The sequence below is a fragment of the Streptomyces sp. SAS_281 genome, assembly GCF_052542855.1.
Window position 1 is genome coordinate 75331 of record NZ_JBMNDO010000003.1, and the last position, 15315, is coordinate 90645.

Annotated in this window: 14 protein-coding genes; 1 reads left to right on the plus strand and 13 read right to left on the minus strand. The window is 75.0% G+C overall.

All coding sequences use genetic code 11. The annotated features are described in order from the left end of the window. Nucleotides 1-275: 275 nt before the first annotated feature. The 13 genes from ACN6LM_RS02415 to ACN6LM_RS02475 all read right to left on the minus strand — a co-directional run bounded on the left by ACN6LM_RS02415 (nt 276) and on the right by ACN6LM_RS02475 (nt 14309). Nucleotides 276-818, minus strand: coding sequence for a phage tail protein (locus ACN6LM_RS02415; protein ID WP_445063593.1), 543 nt, complete (start codon nt 816-818; stop codon nt 276-278). Then, nucleotides 815-2776 carry a putative baseplate assembly protein gene (locus ACN6LM_RS02420; RefSeq protein ID WP_445063594.1) on the minus strand — a complete coding sequence of 654 codons (1962 nt, stop codon included), beginning with the start codon at nt 2774-2776 and terminating at the stop codon, nt 815-817. The genes ACN6LM_RS02415 and ACN6LM_RS02420 overlap by 4 nt, the downstream gene beginning before the upstream one ends. Then, nucleotides 2776-3183, minus strand: coding sequence for a GPW/gp25 family protein (locus ACN6LM_RS02425; RefSeq protein ID WP_383297800.1), 408 nt, complete (start codon nt 3181-3183; stop codon nt 2776-2778). Before ACN6LM_RS02425 ends, ACN6LM_RS02420 begins: the two co-directional genes overlap by 1 nt. Then, nucleotides 3180-3497, minus strand: a complete 318-nt coding sequence (locus tag ACN6LM_RS02430; RefSeq protein ID WP_445063595.1) for a PAAR domain-containing protein — start codon at nt 3495-3497, stop codon at nt 3180-3182. The genes ACN6LM_RS02425 and ACN6LM_RS02430 overlap by 4 nt, the downstream gene beginning before the upstream one ends. Before the next feature lie 29 nt (nt 3498-3526). Then, nucleotides 3527-5296: a VgrG-related protein gene (locus tag ACN6LM_RS02435; protein ID WP_445063596.1), complete on the minus strand. Its 1770-nt coding sequence runs from the start codon at nt 5294-5296 to the stop codon at nt 3527-3529. Then, complete coding sequence (locus ACN6LM_RS02440; protein ID WP_445063655.1) at nt 5293-5982, minus strand: CIS tube protein; 690 nt, start codon at nt 5980-5982, stop codon at nt 5293-5295. Before ACN6LM_RS02440 ends, ACN6LM_RS02435 begins: the two co-directional genes overlap by 4 nt. A gap of 85 nt (nt 5983-6067) precedes the next feature. Beyond that, nucleotides 6068-6493, minus strand: a complete 426-nt coding sequence (locus tag ACN6LM_RS02445) for a phage tail protein (protein ID WP_445063597.1) — start codon at nt 6491-6493, stop codon at nt 6068-6070. Nucleotides 6494-6523: 30 nt separating this feature from the next. Next, nucleotides 6524-9859 carry a hypothetical protein gene (locus ACN6LM_RS02450; protein WP_445063598.1) on the minus strand — a complete coding sequence of 1112 codons (3336 nt, stop codon included), beginning with the start codon at nt 9857-9859 and terminating at the stop codon, nt 6524-6526. A 4-nt stretch (nt 9860-9863) separates the two neighbouring features. Continuing rightward, complete coding sequence (locus ACN6LM_RS02455) at nt 9864-10022, minus strand: DUF6760 family protein (protein ID WP_018101391.1); 159 nt, start codon at nt 10020-10022, stop codon at nt 9864-9866. Continuing rightward, nucleotides 10019-10507, minus strand: coding sequence for a hypothetical protein (locus ACN6LM_RS02460; protein WP_164404335.1), 489 nt, complete (start codon nt 10505-10507; stop codon nt 10019-10021). Before ACN6LM_RS02460 ends, ACN6LM_RS02455 begins: the two co-directional genes overlap by 4 nt. Beyond that, nucleotides 10504-10944: a phage tail protein gene (locus ACN6LM_RS02465; RefSeq protein WP_018101393.1), complete on the minus strand. Its 441-nt coding sequence runs from the start codon at nt 10942-10944 to the stop codon at nt 10504-10506. Before ACN6LM_RS02465 ends, ACN6LM_RS02460 begins: the two co-directional genes overlap by 4 nt. 60 nt (nt 10945-11004) lie before the next feature. Beyond that, nucleotides 11005-12531 carry a phage tail sheath family protein gene (locus ACN6LM_RS02470; protein WP_445063599.1) on the minus strand — a complete coding sequence of 509 codons (1527 nt, stop codon included), beginning with the start codon at nt 12529-12531 and terminating at the stop codon, nt 11005-11007. Nucleotides 12532-13001: 470 nt separating this feature from the next. Continuing rightward, on the minus strand, nt 13002-14309 hold the full coding sequence (locus tag ACN6LM_RS02475) for a COG1470 family protein (protein ID WP_445063656.1): 1308 nt from the start codon (nt 14307-14309) through the stop codon (nt 13002-13004). Between the two features lie 224 nt (nt 14310-14533). On the opposite strand from ACN6LM_RS02475, the gene ACN6LM_RS02480 reads away from it, so the two are divergent. Continuing rightward, a complete protein-coding gene (locus tag ACN6LM_RS02480; protein ID WP_445063600.1) occupies nt 14534-15256 on the plus strand; it encodes a response regulator transcription factor in 723 nt (240 codons plus the stop codon). Nucleotides 15257-15315 lie beyond the last annotated feature (59 nt).

Sequence of the window (15315 nt, forward strand, 5' to 3'; positions counted from 1 at the left end):
GGCCGGGTCCGATGCCGGGGGCGCGACCGGGGCCGGTTCCGACGCCGGAGGCACGACCGGGGCCGGGTCCGACGCCGGAGGCACGACCGGGGCCGGGTCCGGCGCCGGGGGCGCGACCGGGGCCGGGTCCGGCGCCGGGGGTGCGTCCGGTGCCGCCGGGGCCGGGCGCGGCCCCCCGGGCCGGGCCCGCGTCGACCAGCCCAGATACGTACCGCAGCTTCCGCAGAAGTCCTCGTCCTCCGCGTTCGCGGCGCCGCAGGTCGGGCATGGGCGGGTCATGTGGGGCTCCCTGTGATCTCGACCCGGCAGGTCAGGTGCGCCGGGCAGGAGGCGCGGACCACCGCCAGGACACGGGCCTCGTCCAGGGGGCGGTCCGACCGGACCCGGACCAGCAGTTCGCCCGTCGGGGCGGGCGGCAGCGCGGAGTCCGGCTCGGACGACCACGTGACGCCGCCGCCGTCCTGGATGTCCGCCTCCACGCCGAAGCAGAGGCGCAGGTGGTCCGCCAGGCCCTGGCGGGTGCCCCGGCGGCGGTGGATCTCGACGGCGCGGGCGACGGCGGCGCGGCGGCGGTCCTCCGGCCAGGCCGGGTCGATGCCCGCGCCGACCCAGGAGGAGAGCCAGGGCAGGAAGTCGTCCGGGGTCAGGGCCGGGTCGAAGTAGGCCGGGAGGTTGTCGAGCGTGGACAGGACCGGGGCGAGGACCGTGTCCAGGCCCGCCGTGAAGCGCTGGGCGAGGTCGTCGTCCGCGTACAGGGCGGGCAGCAGCGCGCCGATCGGGTAGCGGCTGGGGAGGCCGGGGACGGCGGCCCGGGTCATCGGCGCTCACCGGGCCCGGCGGCGGTGACCGCGACCTGGTGCTGGTGGGAGAAGACCAGGGCGTTCGGGGCGATGTCGATGCGGTCCACCGCCCCGCCGCGCCTCCCGGTGAGCGGGTCGGCGGGGAACAGGCGGACCTCGTCGACCAGGCGGACGCCGGGCACGGCCTGGAGGGCGGCGAACACCTCCCCGTACTGCACGGGCCTGCCGAACGGCCAGCCGGTGCCGTCCGCGCCGCCCCTCAGCGGGTCGATGAGGCGGAAGAGCGCGTCGAGCGCAGCGGCCCGGACGCGGTCCGTGTCGCCCTCGTCCGCGACCAGGCCCGCGACGACGGTGACGCCCTGGTAGGCGGGGGGTTCGACCACCAGGCGGGTGCCGACGAGCCGCCGTTCGTCCAGCCGCCCGGCCACCGCCGCGAGCACGGAGTCCGGCGGGATCAGCTGCTCGAAGCGGAGCCGGCCGCCCTCGTCCGGGACCGCGTCGGGCACGACCAGGACCCGGACCGCACCGCCCTCGCCGGGGGCGGCGGGCAGGCACCGGACCCGGCGCAGCGAGGGCGCGGCCTCGCGGGCGATGGCCTCGTGGTCCTCGGCGGTGACGGCCCGCTCCTGGACGCGGAGGATCTGCGGCGCGCGCAGCTTCGCGTTCTCGACGGTCTCGCCGTCCACACCGCCGCCCGCCGCCTCCCGGTTGTCGATCCCGGCGACGTACGGGACGGAGCTGCGCAGGACGCGGATCGCGCCGCGGGCCACGTTGCCGGCGGCGCCGCCGCCCGTGCGGTAGCGGGCGAGGCGGATGTGGGCGCCCTTCGGGGGCACCGCCCCGTACGCCCGCATGGTGCCGTCCGCCTCGCGCACCTCGGGCGGGAAGGCGAACCGGCCCGCGACGGCGTCGATCAGCACGTGCCGGTCGCCCGGTCCGGAGGCGCCGAAGTGCTCGACCGGGGTCCAGGTCTGCCAGCCGTCGGCCGACGACACCTCCACGAGCGGCGGCTCCCCGTCGAGCAGGACGGGCGTCCGGGGCGCGGCGAACGTCTGGCCCGCCACGCCCTCGGAGGTCCCGAGCGGCACGTCGTGCACGGTCTCCGCGTGCTCGACGCCCGCCGTGCCGCCGACGGTGAAGACCTCGGCCTCGCGGATCGTCGGGGACTCCGAGTAGAAGGGCTGGCCGGGGGCGGCCTCGGTGACCCGGCAGCGCAGCCAGCCCGCGCGGATGCCCGCGGTGACGGACTCGGTGTGTCCGGCGGGTACGAACACCGTGATCTCGCCGGGCTTGTTGAGCCCGCCGGTGGAGTCGACGCCGGTCGCGCACGCCACCCAGCGGGCACCGTCCCAGGCCTCCCAGGCCAGCGGCGGCTGCCGGGGGTCGACGCCGACGCCCTCGACCCGGCTGTCCAGGCGTACGGCGACGATGCAGCGGGGCACGGCGGTGGGCAGCCCGAACAGGAGGGCGTCACCGGGCTGGGGCCGGGCCTGGAAGCAGGGGATGTCCCGGCCCTCGGCGAGCGGCGCGGTGCGGTCGGTCTGCTCCCCGGACGCCGGGACCGTGACCAGGCGGACGAGGGAGCTCGGCACGATCGCCAGGTCCTCGCCGGTCGAGAAGACGACCGCCTCCTCCGTCTCGCCGCGCGCGCTCGCCACCTCCGTGCCGGCCGGGAGGCGCACGGTGTCCGGCTGGGGCGCGGACAGCCAGAAGTCGACGTCCGCGCGCGCGGCCGTCGGCGGGAACAGCCGCACCCCGAGCAGGTCCAGGAAGGCGAAGTAGTTGCGGTCCGGCACCCGGTTCAGCCGGTACAGGAGCTGGTCGACCATGTAGGCGAACGTCTCGATCAGCGTGACCCCGGGGTCCGACACGTTGTGGTCGGTCCACTCGGGCGAGCGCTGCTGGACGTACCGCTTGGCCTCGTCCACGAGCTGCTGGAAGCGGCGGTCGTCGAGATTGGGCGGGGTCAGGGACATCAGCGGGCTCCCGCCTCGGGGATCGTATAGAAGGGGAAGACCAGGTTGCGCAGGTCGTTGGTGGACCGGACGGTGTAATGCACGTCGATGTAGAGCGTGCCTTCCTCGACGGTGTCGTACGCGACGACCACGTCCCGGACCTCGATGCGCGGTTCCCAGCGTTCCAGGGAGGTGCGCACCTCGTGGGCGATCCGCCCGGCGGTCGCGCCGTCGCCGGGGGCGAAGACGTACTCGTGGATGCCGCAGCCGAACTCCGGGCGCATGGGGCGTTCGCCGGGTGCGGTGCCGAGGATCAGGCCGATCGACTCCTCGATCTCCTGCTCGCGCTCGACCATGCCGATGCCGCCCGTGGCGCCGACGCGCAGCGGGAAGCCCCAGCCGCGCCCGATGAACCCGTGCTCGCTCATATCGGGCCCCCGATCAGGACGTTGGGCGCGCCCATGACGATCTTCGCGCCGCAGCTGGTGGTGTCGCCCATGCGGGCGGCGGGCAGCCCGCCGATCAGGACCGCGCCGCCGACGGCCGCCGCCGGGTTCGGCATGACGACGTTCCCCGGGCCGAGCAGGGCGTGCGGGGGCACGACGCACACGTGCAGGCTTCCGGTGACGGCGGCCGGCTTGCCGCCGATCAGCACGGTGGCGACGGCGACCGCGCCCGGGGGCGGGGTGCCGATGACGCCACCGTGGACGGTGGGGTCGCCCGTACGGGCTGCCTGGGGCATGGCTGTTGGTCTCCTCGGTGGGCGGGGCGTCAGTTGATGCGGACGAGTGCGGCCTTCAGGACGGCGAGCAGGCCGCCGTCGACGGTGACGCCGGTCTTGCCGTTGACGGTCACCGACGCGCCCTTCACATGGACGTTCCCGGTGCCCGCGTCGAGCGTGATCCCGGTGCGGCCGAGCGACAGGGAGCTGAGGACCCGGGAGGTGCCGCGCGCGTACACCTTGAGCGCGATCTCGCCGCGCCGCTCGTCCAGCACGACCTCCAGCTGCTCGTCACCGGTGGCGAGCCGGACGCCGGACGGGCCGCGCGGGGTGTCGAGCAGTTCGATCCGGTTGCCCGAACGCGACACCAGGGAGCGGCGGTTGACCTTGCCGCTGGTCGGGTCCACGAGCGGGACGTCGTGCGGGGACGGCTTGTCGACGCCGTTGTAGAGCCCGCCGAGCACGTACGGGCTGTCGATCAGGCCCTGTTCGAAGCCGACCAGCACCTCGTCGTTGACCTCGGGGCTGAACACCCCGCCGCCGCCCTGCCCGCCCCACTGCACCGTACGGACCCAGTCCGTGACGTACGTGTCGTCCAGCCAGGGGAACTTCAGCCGCACCGAGCCGCGTTCCCTGCCCCGGCCCTCGCGGATGTCGGTGACGACGCCGATCGCGAGGCCCGGCATGCGGGGGCCGGGCACGGGTGCGCCCTGGCCGCCGGTGAGGCCGGTCAGCGAGCGGTCCGGGTCGGTGCTGACCAGGACGGTCGTACGGTAGCCGTCCTGCGGGTCCAGGGTGTGGTGGGCGGCGGTCGCGGTGTAGCGCCCGGCGAAGGCGGGGCCGACGTTTCCGAGGGCGACCGGTTCGCCCGCCCGCAGCTTCGGGTTGCCCTCGGCGACCGCCTCGATCTCGCCGAAGCCGGAGGCGACCCGTCCGGCCACGGCACCGGCGACCGCGCGGGCCTCGGCCTGGGTCCGGTACGGGGTGTCGGCGACGGTCATCCGGGCGTTCTTCCCGAACAGCGCGGCGGCCGAGGACGGGTTGGTGCCCGGGGTCACGGTGTCGGAGCGGATGGACTGCTCCCGGGCGACCAGCCGGACCTTGTTCTCCACGTCCCAGCCGCGCACCTCCACGCTGTCCGCCCCGTCCGCGCCGGTCAGCACGGCCCGGAGCGCGAGCAGGTTGCGGCCGTACTCCAGGACCATGGGGTGCTTGGCGGCGGAGGTGGACGGGGCCGGCGCCGAGGAGGCGGGCTTCGGCTTCGCGAACTGGAGCACGCCCTTCTCGTCCACCCGGACGTGCGCCCCGCACTCCCCCGCGAGGTACTGGAGGAAGTCCCAGTCCGAGATGTTCGGCTGGGTCAGCTGCTTGTACATGACCGGGGCCGCCTCGACCTTCCCGCACGGCAGACCGGCTCCGGCGGCGACCTTGCGGACGATGTCGGCGGCCTTCATGTTCCGGTACGCGACGACCTTGCGGCCGCGCTTCAGCCGGTGCGCCTTGGAGAACGCGCGGACGACGGTGAACGAGCCCGTCGTGTCGCTGTCCAGTTCCAGCGCGGTCACCTCGCCCGTGAACAGCCGCTCGCGCGCCCGTTCCTGGACGGTGACCACGGAGATCTTCAGCTCGGTGCCGATCGTGATGCCGGTGGCGGTGAGCAGCGTGTGGTACGGGTCGCGGTACGTCAGCACGGCGCTGTCGGGCAGCCCGATGTTCTCGTCCACGGCGCAGCTCACCAGCTGGGCGGCCCACGCCTGGGGCAGCTCGGCGGGCGCCTCCACGATGGGGTCGGCGGCGAAGGAGCGGGCGGGGCCGGTCATCGGGCCGCCTCCGGTACGCCTTCCTCCGCCGCGCTGTCCTCCAGCGCGGGCACCAGGAGTTCGCTGCCCGGGGGCAGGTGCATGGGGTCGTCGATGCCGTTGGCCTCCGCGATCGTGCGCCAGGCGGTGGCATCGCCGTACTCGCGCCAGGCGAGCAGCGGCAGGCTGTCCCCGGCGACGACCGTGTGGGTGCGCCGCGCCTCCCGCGAGCCGGACGTCGGGTTCTGCCCGGCCGGATCGACGCTCGCCTCCTCGATGGACAGCGAGCAGGTGGCGCGCAGCGGCTTCCCGTCAACGTCGAACAGCGTGTACGACACCGAGAGGCTGGACAGCACCCCGTCGAACGACGTCGTCCGCGAGGTCCCCCAGTCGAACCGCACCCAGGGGCTCGACGGCTTCTTCCGGCCCAGGCTGCTCGGCGTCGGCACGCAGGCCGTCATCAGCTGCTCGACCGCCCGCTCCACGGAGTTGTCGTGCGTGGCGGTGGCGTCCAGGAACACGTCGAGCGACAGCGAGCGGGGACCGCTGCCCACGAACTCGGGCAGCGCGGACTCGCCCGCCGTGCGGGACGGGGTGCGGCGCCACTCGGTGGACTTGCGGAGGGACAGCGTCGCCGGGTTGAACTGGAGCGTCAGCCGGGCGAGGGTCCCGCCCGGCTTGGCGCCTACGTCCGACGGCGGCTCCATGATGGTCAGTTGTGCGCGTGCACGGCTCGTGCGGGCAGTGGCTGCCACGGGGTCCCTCCTTCCACGACGTGTTCCGGACGGTTCATCAGGAGGTCACCAGCCCCTCGTGCGCGATCTCCAGTGTCTCGATCGCCGCCTGGGAGTTGGCCGGGTCGAAGGAGGGCCCCTGCCAGCGGACCGGCACGATCCCCTGGATCTGCCAGCTGACGATCCGGCTGAGGTTGGGCCGCAGGGCGACGATCTCGCCGTCCTTGCGTTCGACGCGCTGCGTCGTCTCGTTCAGCCAGCGCGCGATCTTGAGCGTGTCGGTGGTGACCGGGCGGGTCAGCGTGATGTTGGTCCAGGTGATCCGCCCCGGCAGCTGCCAGGTGTAGCCGTTGTTGCCGCCCTCGGCGTACTGCTCGATCTCCACCTCGGCGCCCAGGCCGGAACAGGTGTGGAACGCGCCGAGGTCGCTCCCGCCGATGGTGAGCTTGAAGAACACGCTCGTCGCGAAGATGTTGTCCGTCATCCGTTGCTTTCCCTCTCCAGCGCTTCCCTGTCAGCGGCGGCCGTCGTACGGACGTCCGGAACGTTCGCGGCCCCGCCGCAGATCGGCCCGGAGGAGCCGGGCCACGGGGTCGATGAGGCGTCGGGCGAGGTCTTCGACGTCCACGTACGGGACGCGCTCGGCGGGCCGTTCGGGCGCCGGGCCCTGGGCGGCCTGCCGCTGGACGACGGTCACCGGCACGCCGGCGAGACCGGCCTGGGCCACGGCGCGCTGGACCGCCTGCGTGTTCGCCTGCGCGTTCGCCCGCGTGGGCGGTGACTGGCCGGTCCGGGGAGCGGACGGCCGTACGGCGAGGGGCTGCGGTACGCCGGCGGGGGCGCCGCCCGCCTCCGGTTCGGGCCCCTGGGCGGGGGCCCCGGGCTCCGCCACGACCGGCATCGCGAGGCGCTGCACGGGGGCGGCGGAACCGCCGGGGCGAGGGGTACCGGGCGGGTGCGGGCGGACGACCGGGGCCCGGGGGGCGGATTCCGGTACGAGGCCGGCCGGGACCGCGGGTTCCCGCTGCGCGGCGGACCGGGCGGCCGGGAGCGGCGCGTGCGGGCGCGGCGGGGTGACGGGGTCGGCGGCGACCCGCTGGACGACGGGCTGCGCCGCCGCCTCCGGGCGCGGCGTGTCGCGGCGCCAGGTGGCCGGCACGACGGGCCGGGGCGCGGCGGCGGACTCGCGGGCGGTGAACCCTTCGGCGGCGCCCGTTCGCACGGTGAGGGTCCGCCCCGCGAGGAGCGCGCGGGCGCGCTGGACGGGGGCGGGCCGGGGCGTCCGGCGGGAGGGGACGCGCTGGACGCGGACGGGGGCGGTGGCGTCGGGGGTGCTTCGCGCGGGGGGCGCGGTGCGCGGGGGCATCGCGGGGGGCGCGGCGGGGCCGGGCTGCGGGGCGGCCGGCCGCGCCCGGGGCGGGCCGTCGCTCGCGGTGCCGGCGGTCGGCGGGAGGGCGGAGAGCGGTGCGCCGAGACCGCCCCGGGTGCGGGCCCGGGAGCCGGGGCCGGTGGGCGGGGTGGCGGGGGCCGGGTGCGCGGTGGCGGCGCTGTCGGGCGTCTGCCGCTGGACCACGGGCAGCGCGGGGCCGCCCGCGTCACGGGTGGACGGGGCGAAGGGGGCCGCGCCCGCGGGGAGTTCGCGCAGGGGCTTGCCCAGGGTGGGGCGCGTGCCGCGCCCGGGGGTCGCGGGGCCGGGTGCCTCCGCTTGCCGCCGGACCACGGGCAGGCCGGGCCCGGCAGGCGCGGAGGGCTCCGAGGCGGCGGACACGTCCGCCTGGCGCTGCACCACCGGCACGGCGGGCCCGGCAGGTGTCGGGCGCGCGGAGGGCCCGGCCGCCGGACCGGTGGACGCGGGCGCGTCCGATTGCCGCTGAACCACCGGCACGGCGGGCCCGGCAGGTGTCGGGCGCGCGGAGGGCCCGGCCGCCGGACCGGTGGACGCGGGCGCGTCCGATTGCCGCTGGACCACCGGCAGGGCGGGCCCGGCAGATGTCGGGCGCGCGGAGGGCCCGGCCGCCGGACCGGTGGACGCGGGCGCTTCCGCCTGGCGCTGGACCACCGGCAGGGCGGGCGCGCCGGGCGCCGCCGTGGGCGGCTGCCCGTCCGGTGTCCGGCGTACGGAGGGACCGGCCGGCGCGGACGCGTCCGCCTGACGCTGGACCACGGGCAGGACGGGCCGGGCAGCGGGGACCGCTTCTTCGGCGGACGCCGCTGCGGACGGTCGTCCGCCCAGGGTGGGGCGTACGGAGGGCCCGTCGGCCGGACCGGCCGACGCGGACGCGTCCGCCTGGCGCTGCACCACCGGCACGGCGGGTCCGGCAGGTGTCGGGCGCACGGAGGGGCCGCCCGCCGCACCGGTGGACGCGGACGCGTCCGGCCGGCGCCGCATCACCGGCAGCTCCGGCCCGGCAGGCGTCGGGCGCACGGAGGGACCGCCCGTCGGACCTGCCGACGAGGACGCGTCCGCCTCGCGCTGCACCACCGGCAGGGCGGGCCCGGCAGGTGCCGGGCGCGCGGAGGGCCCGGCCGCCGGACCGGTGGACGCGGGCGCTTCCGCCTGGCGCTGCACCACCGGCAGAGCGGGCCCGGGGTGCTCCGGGGCGCCGGGCGCGTTCGTCTGCCGCTGCACCACCGGCAGGGCACGGCTGCCCGGTTCCGCCATGGGCGGCTGCCCGTCGAGGGTCGGGCGCACGGAGGGAAGGCCCGCCGCACCGGTGGACGCGGGCGCGTCCGCCTGGCGCTGGACCACCGGCAGGGCCTGCCCGGGCGGCTTCGGCCCGGCGTCGGCGGGCGTGCCCGGGGCAGCGCCCACGGAGGGCGGTTCGCCCAGGCGCTCGCCGAGGGCCGGACGTACCGCAGGTCCGGCGGACGCGTCAGCCGGGCGCCGGACCACCGGCAGGGCGGGTCCGCCCGGGGTGGCGGGTGCGTCCGCCCGGCGCTGCACCACCGGCGGCTCCGGTGCGGACGGCGCCGGCCGGGCTGCTCCGGAGGGCGGTTCGCCCGAGGGCTCGCCCGGCTGAGGGCGTACCGCAGGCACGGCGGACGCGTCCGCACGGCGCTGGACCACCGGCAGCTCGGGCCCGCCGGCGGAAGGCGGCTGCACCGGCGGCTCCACCGACGGCCCCGCCCCGGGCAGCAGCGCGCCCAAGGGGGCGCCGAGCCCACGACGTACCGGCGACGTCCCCGCGTCCGGCGCGGGCACCGCCGTGGAGGGCACGGCGGACAGGGTGCGCGGGGTCGTCGCCGGGCGGCGCGCGACGATCAGCGGGGGCGCGGTGCGGCGGGCGCGTACCGGTGCGGGGGTCGCCTGCGGGGGCGCGGGCGTCGCGCTGTCCCCGGACGGGCGGGACGCCGATCCGGGCACAGCCGGGACCACGCGCCTGGGCGCGGTCGCGCTCCGGCCCGCCGGGGCGGCGGCCTCCGCCTCGCCCGGCGCGGAAGGCGCCGGCGGCGCGTCCACCGCGCGCAACACCAGCGGCGTCCCCGAGGGGCCGCTCCGCGGCGTGCCCGGCGTCCGGGTCACCCCGTGGATCCGCCCCACCGGGGCGGACGGGAGCACCGCGTGGCCCAGGTCGCCGTCGCTGTAGGCGACGTTCTGCCAGGACGCCAGGCGGGACCGGAAGCGCAGGCCGTCGCTGACGCCGATCGAGGACCGGGCGACGGTCACCGTCGGCGGCGCGACGCGGCGCCAGCCGCCGTCCCAGCCCGTGCCGGGACCGTCCGCGCCGGGACCGTCCGCGCCGGGACCGGCGGAGGAGGCCGCCTCGGGACCGGCACCGGGCTCCGGAGCCCGGCCCGCCTCGGGGGCGCCCGCCACCGGACGCTTCCGGAACCAGCCCCTCAACTCCACGCCCTCACCCGCTCTCGTTCACGCGGGTGTTGATCCGCGCTATCTCCCTCACCCATTCCTGCCGCTCACCATGGGTGAGGTCGAGGATCTCCTCGCGCTGCCAGTGGAAGTGGTAGGCGATGTACGCGATCTCCTCCCGCAGCCGGGAAGGCGCGTACGTCACGATTCCCCCAGGCGCTCACCCGACAGGTCCACCTCGAACGAGCCCTGGCACAGCGGGCAGGTGACCGCCGCGTGGGTGTGGCCCTCGCTGTTGATGCGGCGGTAGAAGTCCTGGAGGAACGCCACGTCGGTCGCGTACATCCGCTCGACCACACCCGCGTGCACGTCGGTGATCGTGCCGAGGCGGGTGATGACCTGGCTCAGGAGCACCACGCTCAGGTACGCGGGGTTCTCCTTGACCCGGAGGTCGATCTGCGGACGCAGCTCGTCGCGGGCGGTGGCGAGCCGCATGGTCCCGGTCCGGTGGGTCCGGCCCTCGTCGTCCACGTAACCGCGCGGCAGCTCGAAGTCGAACTCGTCGGGCCGACGGGCGGCCGGGGGCGGCGCGGGGGCGGGGGCCGGGGCCTCGGGCGGCGCCGGCGCGGCGGCGGCGAGGCTGTCCAGGACCTCCTCCAGACCGCCGCCGGAAACGGTCCTGCGCCTCATTCGACCACGATCTCCTCGAAGGTGATGGTGACCGTCTCGGTCGCCGCGCTGGACTCGCCGGCCTTCAGCGAGGGGCCCTCCCAGCGGCTCGCCCAGCCCTGCATCAGCTGGATGCGGCGGACGGTGTCGCCCTTGGAGTCCTTGATCTCGATGGTGAGGTTCTGCCGCGCGGTGTCGACGGCGCCGTTGTTCAGCGTCTCCTTGATCCACTTGGTGAACTCGCTGCTCTTGTCGAGTCCCCGGGTGATCGTCACCTCGCCGGCCTGCCGCGCGCCGGGCTGCTTGCGGATGATCTGCTTGCCGGTGGAGGTCACCTGCCGGACCTCCACCACCTCCTCCTCGACGGTCAGGCCGCTGATCTCCTGGATGGACTCCACGAGATAGCCGCCGAGCTGCACGCCGAAGACGTGGGTGGAAAGAGCGTCGCCCTCTGCCATGACTGTGTGTCACCTGTTCCGTTCGTTGTCGCCTGCTGGGTCACCGCTCGGGGACGGCTGTCACTCGTCCACGAGGCTGGTGCTGTCCGAGAACTGCGAGAGCCGGAAGACGACGAACTCCGCCGGCTTCACCGGGGCGACGCCGATCTCGCAGACGACCTGGCCGAGGTCGATGGACTCCTGCGGGTTGTTGTCCCGGTCGCACTTGACGTAGAACGCCTCCTCCGCCGTACGGCCGAAGAGCGCGCCCCGGCGCCACTCCTCGGAGAGGAAGGCGGTGACGTTGCGCCGGATGCTCGACCAGAGGCGGTCGTCGTTCGGCTCGAAGACGACCCACTGGGTGCCCAGGAGGATGGACTCCTCCAGGTAGTTGAAGAGCCGGCGGACGTTGAGGTAGCGCCAGGCCGGGTCGGAGGAGAGGGTGCGGGCGCCCCAGATCCGGATGCCCCGGCCGGGGAAGGCGCGCACGCAGTTGACGCCGATCGGGTTGAGCAGGTCCTGCTCGCCCCGGCTCAGGCGGAGTTCGAGGTCGAGCGCGCCCCGGATGACCTCGTTTGCGGGGGCCTTGTGCACACCGCGTTCGCCGTCGCTGCGTGCCCAGACGCCGGCGACGTGGCCGCTCGGCGGCATGAGGGTCTGGCGGCCGGTGGCCGGGTCGAGGACCTTGAGCCAGGGGTAGTACACGGTCGCGTAGCGCGAGTCGTAGCCGGCGTCGTCGTTGCGCCAGGTGCGGACGCGCTGGGCGTTCATGCCGGGCGGGGTGTCCAGGACGGCGACCCGGTCGCCCATCTGCTCGCAGTGCGCGATGAGGGCGAGCTGTACGGCCCGGACGCCCTCGTCGTCGATGTCGCCGCGCTGGTGGGCGCTCATCAGGTCCGGGACGGCGACCATGGTGATCTCGTCGATCGCCTCCAGCGCCGCGATGCCGGTACGCGCCGACGCGTCGCCCACGTACTCGGTGGGGCCGGTCCGGCCGGTGGTGCTGGCGTCCGGGGTGGCGGGCGCGAGGGTGAGGCTCTGCTTCTCGGGGCGGGTCTGCGCCGCGCCGGGCTGCTCGGTGACCTCGATGAGCTTGGACTGCCGGGCCTGGGTGACGAGGTAGCCCTTGACGTTCTTGCGTACGGAGGTGTCGAAGGTCTCCACCACCTTGCCGCCCTGACGGACCAGCAGGCGGAAGCGGTCCTCCGGCGGGTTCTCGCCCTCCGCGTCGGCGACCTCGATGGAGAGCCCGTCGCCGGCGCCCTGGCGGGCCGAGACCAGGAAGCCTCCGATGGCCACGGAGGGGGCCGTCGCGGGCGCGCCGTCCTGCGGGGCGTCCGCGGCGGGGCCGCCGATCCGGACGATGTACGCGGCGCCGCCGCCGTTGCTGAAGAACCCGTGGACGGCGAGCGTCAGATACGTGTCCGGGGTGAAGGTGCCGAACGTCGAAACGTACTGGTCCCAGCTGGTCACCAGCGTCGGCCGGTGGAAGGGACCGGTCTCCGCGAAGCCGACGAAGGCGGCGACCGCGGTGCCGACACCCTCGATGGGCCGTGCTCCGGACTGCACCTCCTCCACGTATACACCTGGGGTGAGGTACGACGGCATGCTCGCTCCTTCGGCTGGTCAGTCGTTCGCCCGCCCAGTCTTGCCGGGGCGTGCGCGGGGGCAGTAGGTCTCAAAGTCCTGGCCGGGGGGCAGGGTGGCTGCCTTTCCGGGGCGGCACGTCCGTACACCGGGCGCGAGGGATTGGTTTCAGCCAGAAAGTATCGAGCCGGTCGGCGAGATCGGCTGGATTCCTACGGTCGCTCAGGGGAACCGGATGAGTCCCGATCCGCTCCGCCGAGCACATGGCCCAGCGGTCCAGCCCATTCACCGCACACGGAAATGACCGGGAATCACCCGGGAAGCGCCGGAATTGACCCGCTGCCCGCACTCCGCGCATTTGCGCGTCCAGCCGTTCCGGGTGTGTCCGGGTGTGTGAAGGGACACACCCGGATGAACACCCGGTGGCGCATCCCCGCAGGTGGGAAACCCGTCTGTTCACGTAGCCGGAACAGAAGGCCAGGAATCCGGCGCTATCGTTCCTCTCGCGAAACATCGCTCAGCACGCCGCTGACATTGAGTACTTGGTGACATCCGGAAGCCTGCTTACCGGTGGCCGGAGTCCCAGGCTTTGCGCAGGTCACGGAAACGGTGACCGCCGCCTTCTCCGGTATCTGAATGGGGGTGACCCAGTGATAGTCCTGGTTCCTGAACGTCTCCAAGGCAATGGTGGTGATCTTCCGTTGCCCGAAGGAGATGGTCAGCAGCCCTTCGTCGCCCTGGAAATTGGCCACGACGATGTCCGTGACACCGAAAGTCCTGCCTTCCGGGACCACATAGGTGCCGGTCTTGCGGCCCCCGGCGCCCGTCTGCACGTCGATGGTCTCGGAGCTCTGCTGGCCGCCCCCGCCACCCGAGCCGCCCGAGCCGCCGGACCCTCCGGTCGAGCCGGAGCCGCCCGTCGCGCCACCGGACCCGTCGGCGCCTCCCGAGCCCTGCCCCTTGCCCTGGGGCTCCTGCTGCCCGCCGCCGGAGGCCGAACCACCCTGCTGGGGCTGCCGGTTCTCCTCCTGCGCGGCCTTGGCGCCGGCCTCCTTGGCAGTGCTGCGGACGGCCGGGCGCACCAGCGCGAACCAGGCGAGCAGCAGCGCGATCACCGCAGCGAGCAGGATCAGCAACCACTTCGGGAACAGCGGGAGTTGGGCGAACTCGCCCGGAAGCGGCTCGGGCCGCCCCTCGCGGGGGCCCTCGGCCCCGGCGTCCTCCGGCTCCCCGGCCACCACCTCGAACGGCCAGGCGGCCGGCGCGCCGAACCAGATCAGCTTCCGGGCCCGGACTTTGAGGCCCGCCTCGGCGGACTCGCCCGGCTCCAGCTTCCGGCGCTCCGGCGTGAACGCGAGGCGCAGTTCCTCGCCGGGCTGCCGGGCGCCCAGGGACACCTCCGTGGGAGCGTTCCCACGGTTCTGTACGACGGTACGGAAGCGGGCCCCCAGCCAGCCCCGGCGGCGCCCGGGTTCCAGGCGTGCGCGCAGCTCGTGGAACGGCTCGACCACCACCGTCATCTCGGGGACGGCCACCGACTCGGGGTGCTCGGCGGGCAGGACCCGTATGCCCAGGGGCTTTTCGCCGGCCCGGACCTCGTGGGACCGGGGCGGCGCGAACCGCACCGTGACGGTCTCGGAGGTGCCGGGGTAGAGGGAGACCCGGGCCGGCTCCACCGTGGTCCACGCCGCACAGTCGCCGACCACGTCGAGGGTGTACGCCTCGACGATGTCCCCGTCGTTGCGCACGGTCAGCATGGTCGTCGCTTCGGCGCCGGGCGACACCGTCACCGTGGGCATTGCGAGTTCGGCAGATGTGGTCACCCTGCGACGTTAGGCCGCACCGTGCTCCCGGCAGCAGGGGCGCGAGGGCAATGTGCGGGCAGGGGCGGTGCCCCGGGGGCCCATCCGCGCCGGACGCCGGCACCGCATCCCCGAGCCAGGTCGCCCTGCGGTCCCCGGACGAACGCGTACCCGACCCCACACACCGGAAACCGGCGGAAGCGGCCCAGAAGGACGAGAGCATGACCACGATCACGACAGACATGACGACGACGGGGGCGGCGGTCGCACGCGGCCTCGCCCCGCCCGAGCAGCCCGCCTCCGGCATACCCGTCCCGGCGTCCGGCCGGGTCTCGGTGGCGGTGTACGCGGAGGACCTGATCCTCCGGACCGGGGTGGTGCAACAGCTGCGCCGGCGCCCGGAGATCGAGCTGATCCCGGACGAGGAGGCGGACCGGGCCCAGGTGTCCCTGGTGGTGGTGGACGTGGTGAACGAGCCCGCCGTCCAGCTCCTGCACCGCCTCCAGCGCAACACCGCGACCCGGACCGGCCTGGTCGTCGGGTACTTCGAGGCGGGTGCCCTCCAGACCCTGATCGAGTACGGGGTGGCCGCCGTGCTGCGGCGCGGGGAGGCCGACCAGGACCGGCTGGTCCACCTCGTGACGGCCATCGCGAAGGGCGAGGGGGTCCTTCCCGGGGACCTCCTCGGCAAGCTCATCGACCACGTCAGCAGCCTGCACCGCTCGGTCCTGGACCCGAGGGGCCTCTCGCTGTCCACGCTCACGACACGCGAGGCGGAGATGATCCGGCTGGTGTCGGAGGGCTACGGCACGGCGGAGATCGCGCAGAAGACCTCGTACTCCGAACGCACCGTCAAGAACGTGCTGCACGAGGTCGCCACCCGGCTCAACCTGCGCAACCGGGCGCACGCGGTGGGGTACGCGATGCGGCACGGGCTCATCTGACACGCGCCCCGGTCCAGGGCACCCGTGCCGGACGCCGGGGCACCGGGAGGGCAGCCGCC

Bases quoted from the DNA above. Each gene is read 5' to 3' on its own strand.
- ACN6LM_RS02415 (WP_445063593.1), bottom strand. From the start codon at position 818: ATGACCCGGGCCGCCGTCCCCGGCCTCCCCAGCCGCTACCCGATCGGC.
- ACN6LM_RS02475 (WP_445063656.1), bottom strand. From the start codon at position 14,309: ATGCCCACGGTGACGGTGTCGCCCGGCGCCGAAGCGACGACCATGCTG.
- ACN6LM_RS02480 (WP_445063600.1), top strand. From the start codon at position 14,534: ATGACCACGATCACGACAGACATGACGACGACGGGGGCGGCGGTCGCA.
- ACN6LM_RS02445 (WP_445063597.1), bottom strand. From the start codon at position 6,493: ATGACGGACAACATCTTCGCGACGAGCGTGTTCTTCAAGCTCACCATC.
- ACN6LM_RS02435 (WP_445063596.1), bottom strand. From the start codon at position 5,296: ATGACCGGCCCCGCCCGCTCCTTCGCCGCCGACCCCATCGTGGAGGCG.
- ACN6LM_RS02465 (WP_018101393.1), bottom strand. From the start codon at position 10,944: ATGGCAGAGGGCGACGCTCTTTCCACCCACGTCTTCGGCGTGCAGCTC.
- ACN6LM_RS02430 (WP_445063595.1), bottom strand. From the start codon at position 3,497: ATGCCCCAGGCAGCCCGTACGGGCGACCCCACCGTCCACGGTGGCGTC.
- ACN6LM_RS02460 (WP_164404335.1), bottom strand. From the start codon at position 10,507: ATGAGGCGCAGGACCGTTTCCGGCGGCGGTCTGGAGGAGGTCCTGGAC.
- ACN6LM_RS02420 (WP_445063594.1), bottom strand. From the start codon at position 2,776: ATGTCCCTGACCCCGCCCAATCTCGACGACCGCCGCTTCCAGCAGCTC.
- ACN6LM_RS02425 (WP_383297800.1), bottom strand. From the start codon at position 3,183: ATGAGCGAGCACGGGTTCATCGGGCGCGGCTGGGGCTTCCCGCTGCGC.
- ACN6LM_RS02440 (WP_445063655.1), bottom strand. From the start codon at position 5,982: ATGGAGCCGCCGTCGGACGTAGGCGCCAAGCCGGGCGGGACCCTCGCC.
- ACN6LM_RS02470 (WP_445063599.1), bottom strand. From the start codon at position 12,531: ATGCCGTCGTACCTCACCCCAGGTGTATACGTGGAGGAGGTGCAGTCC.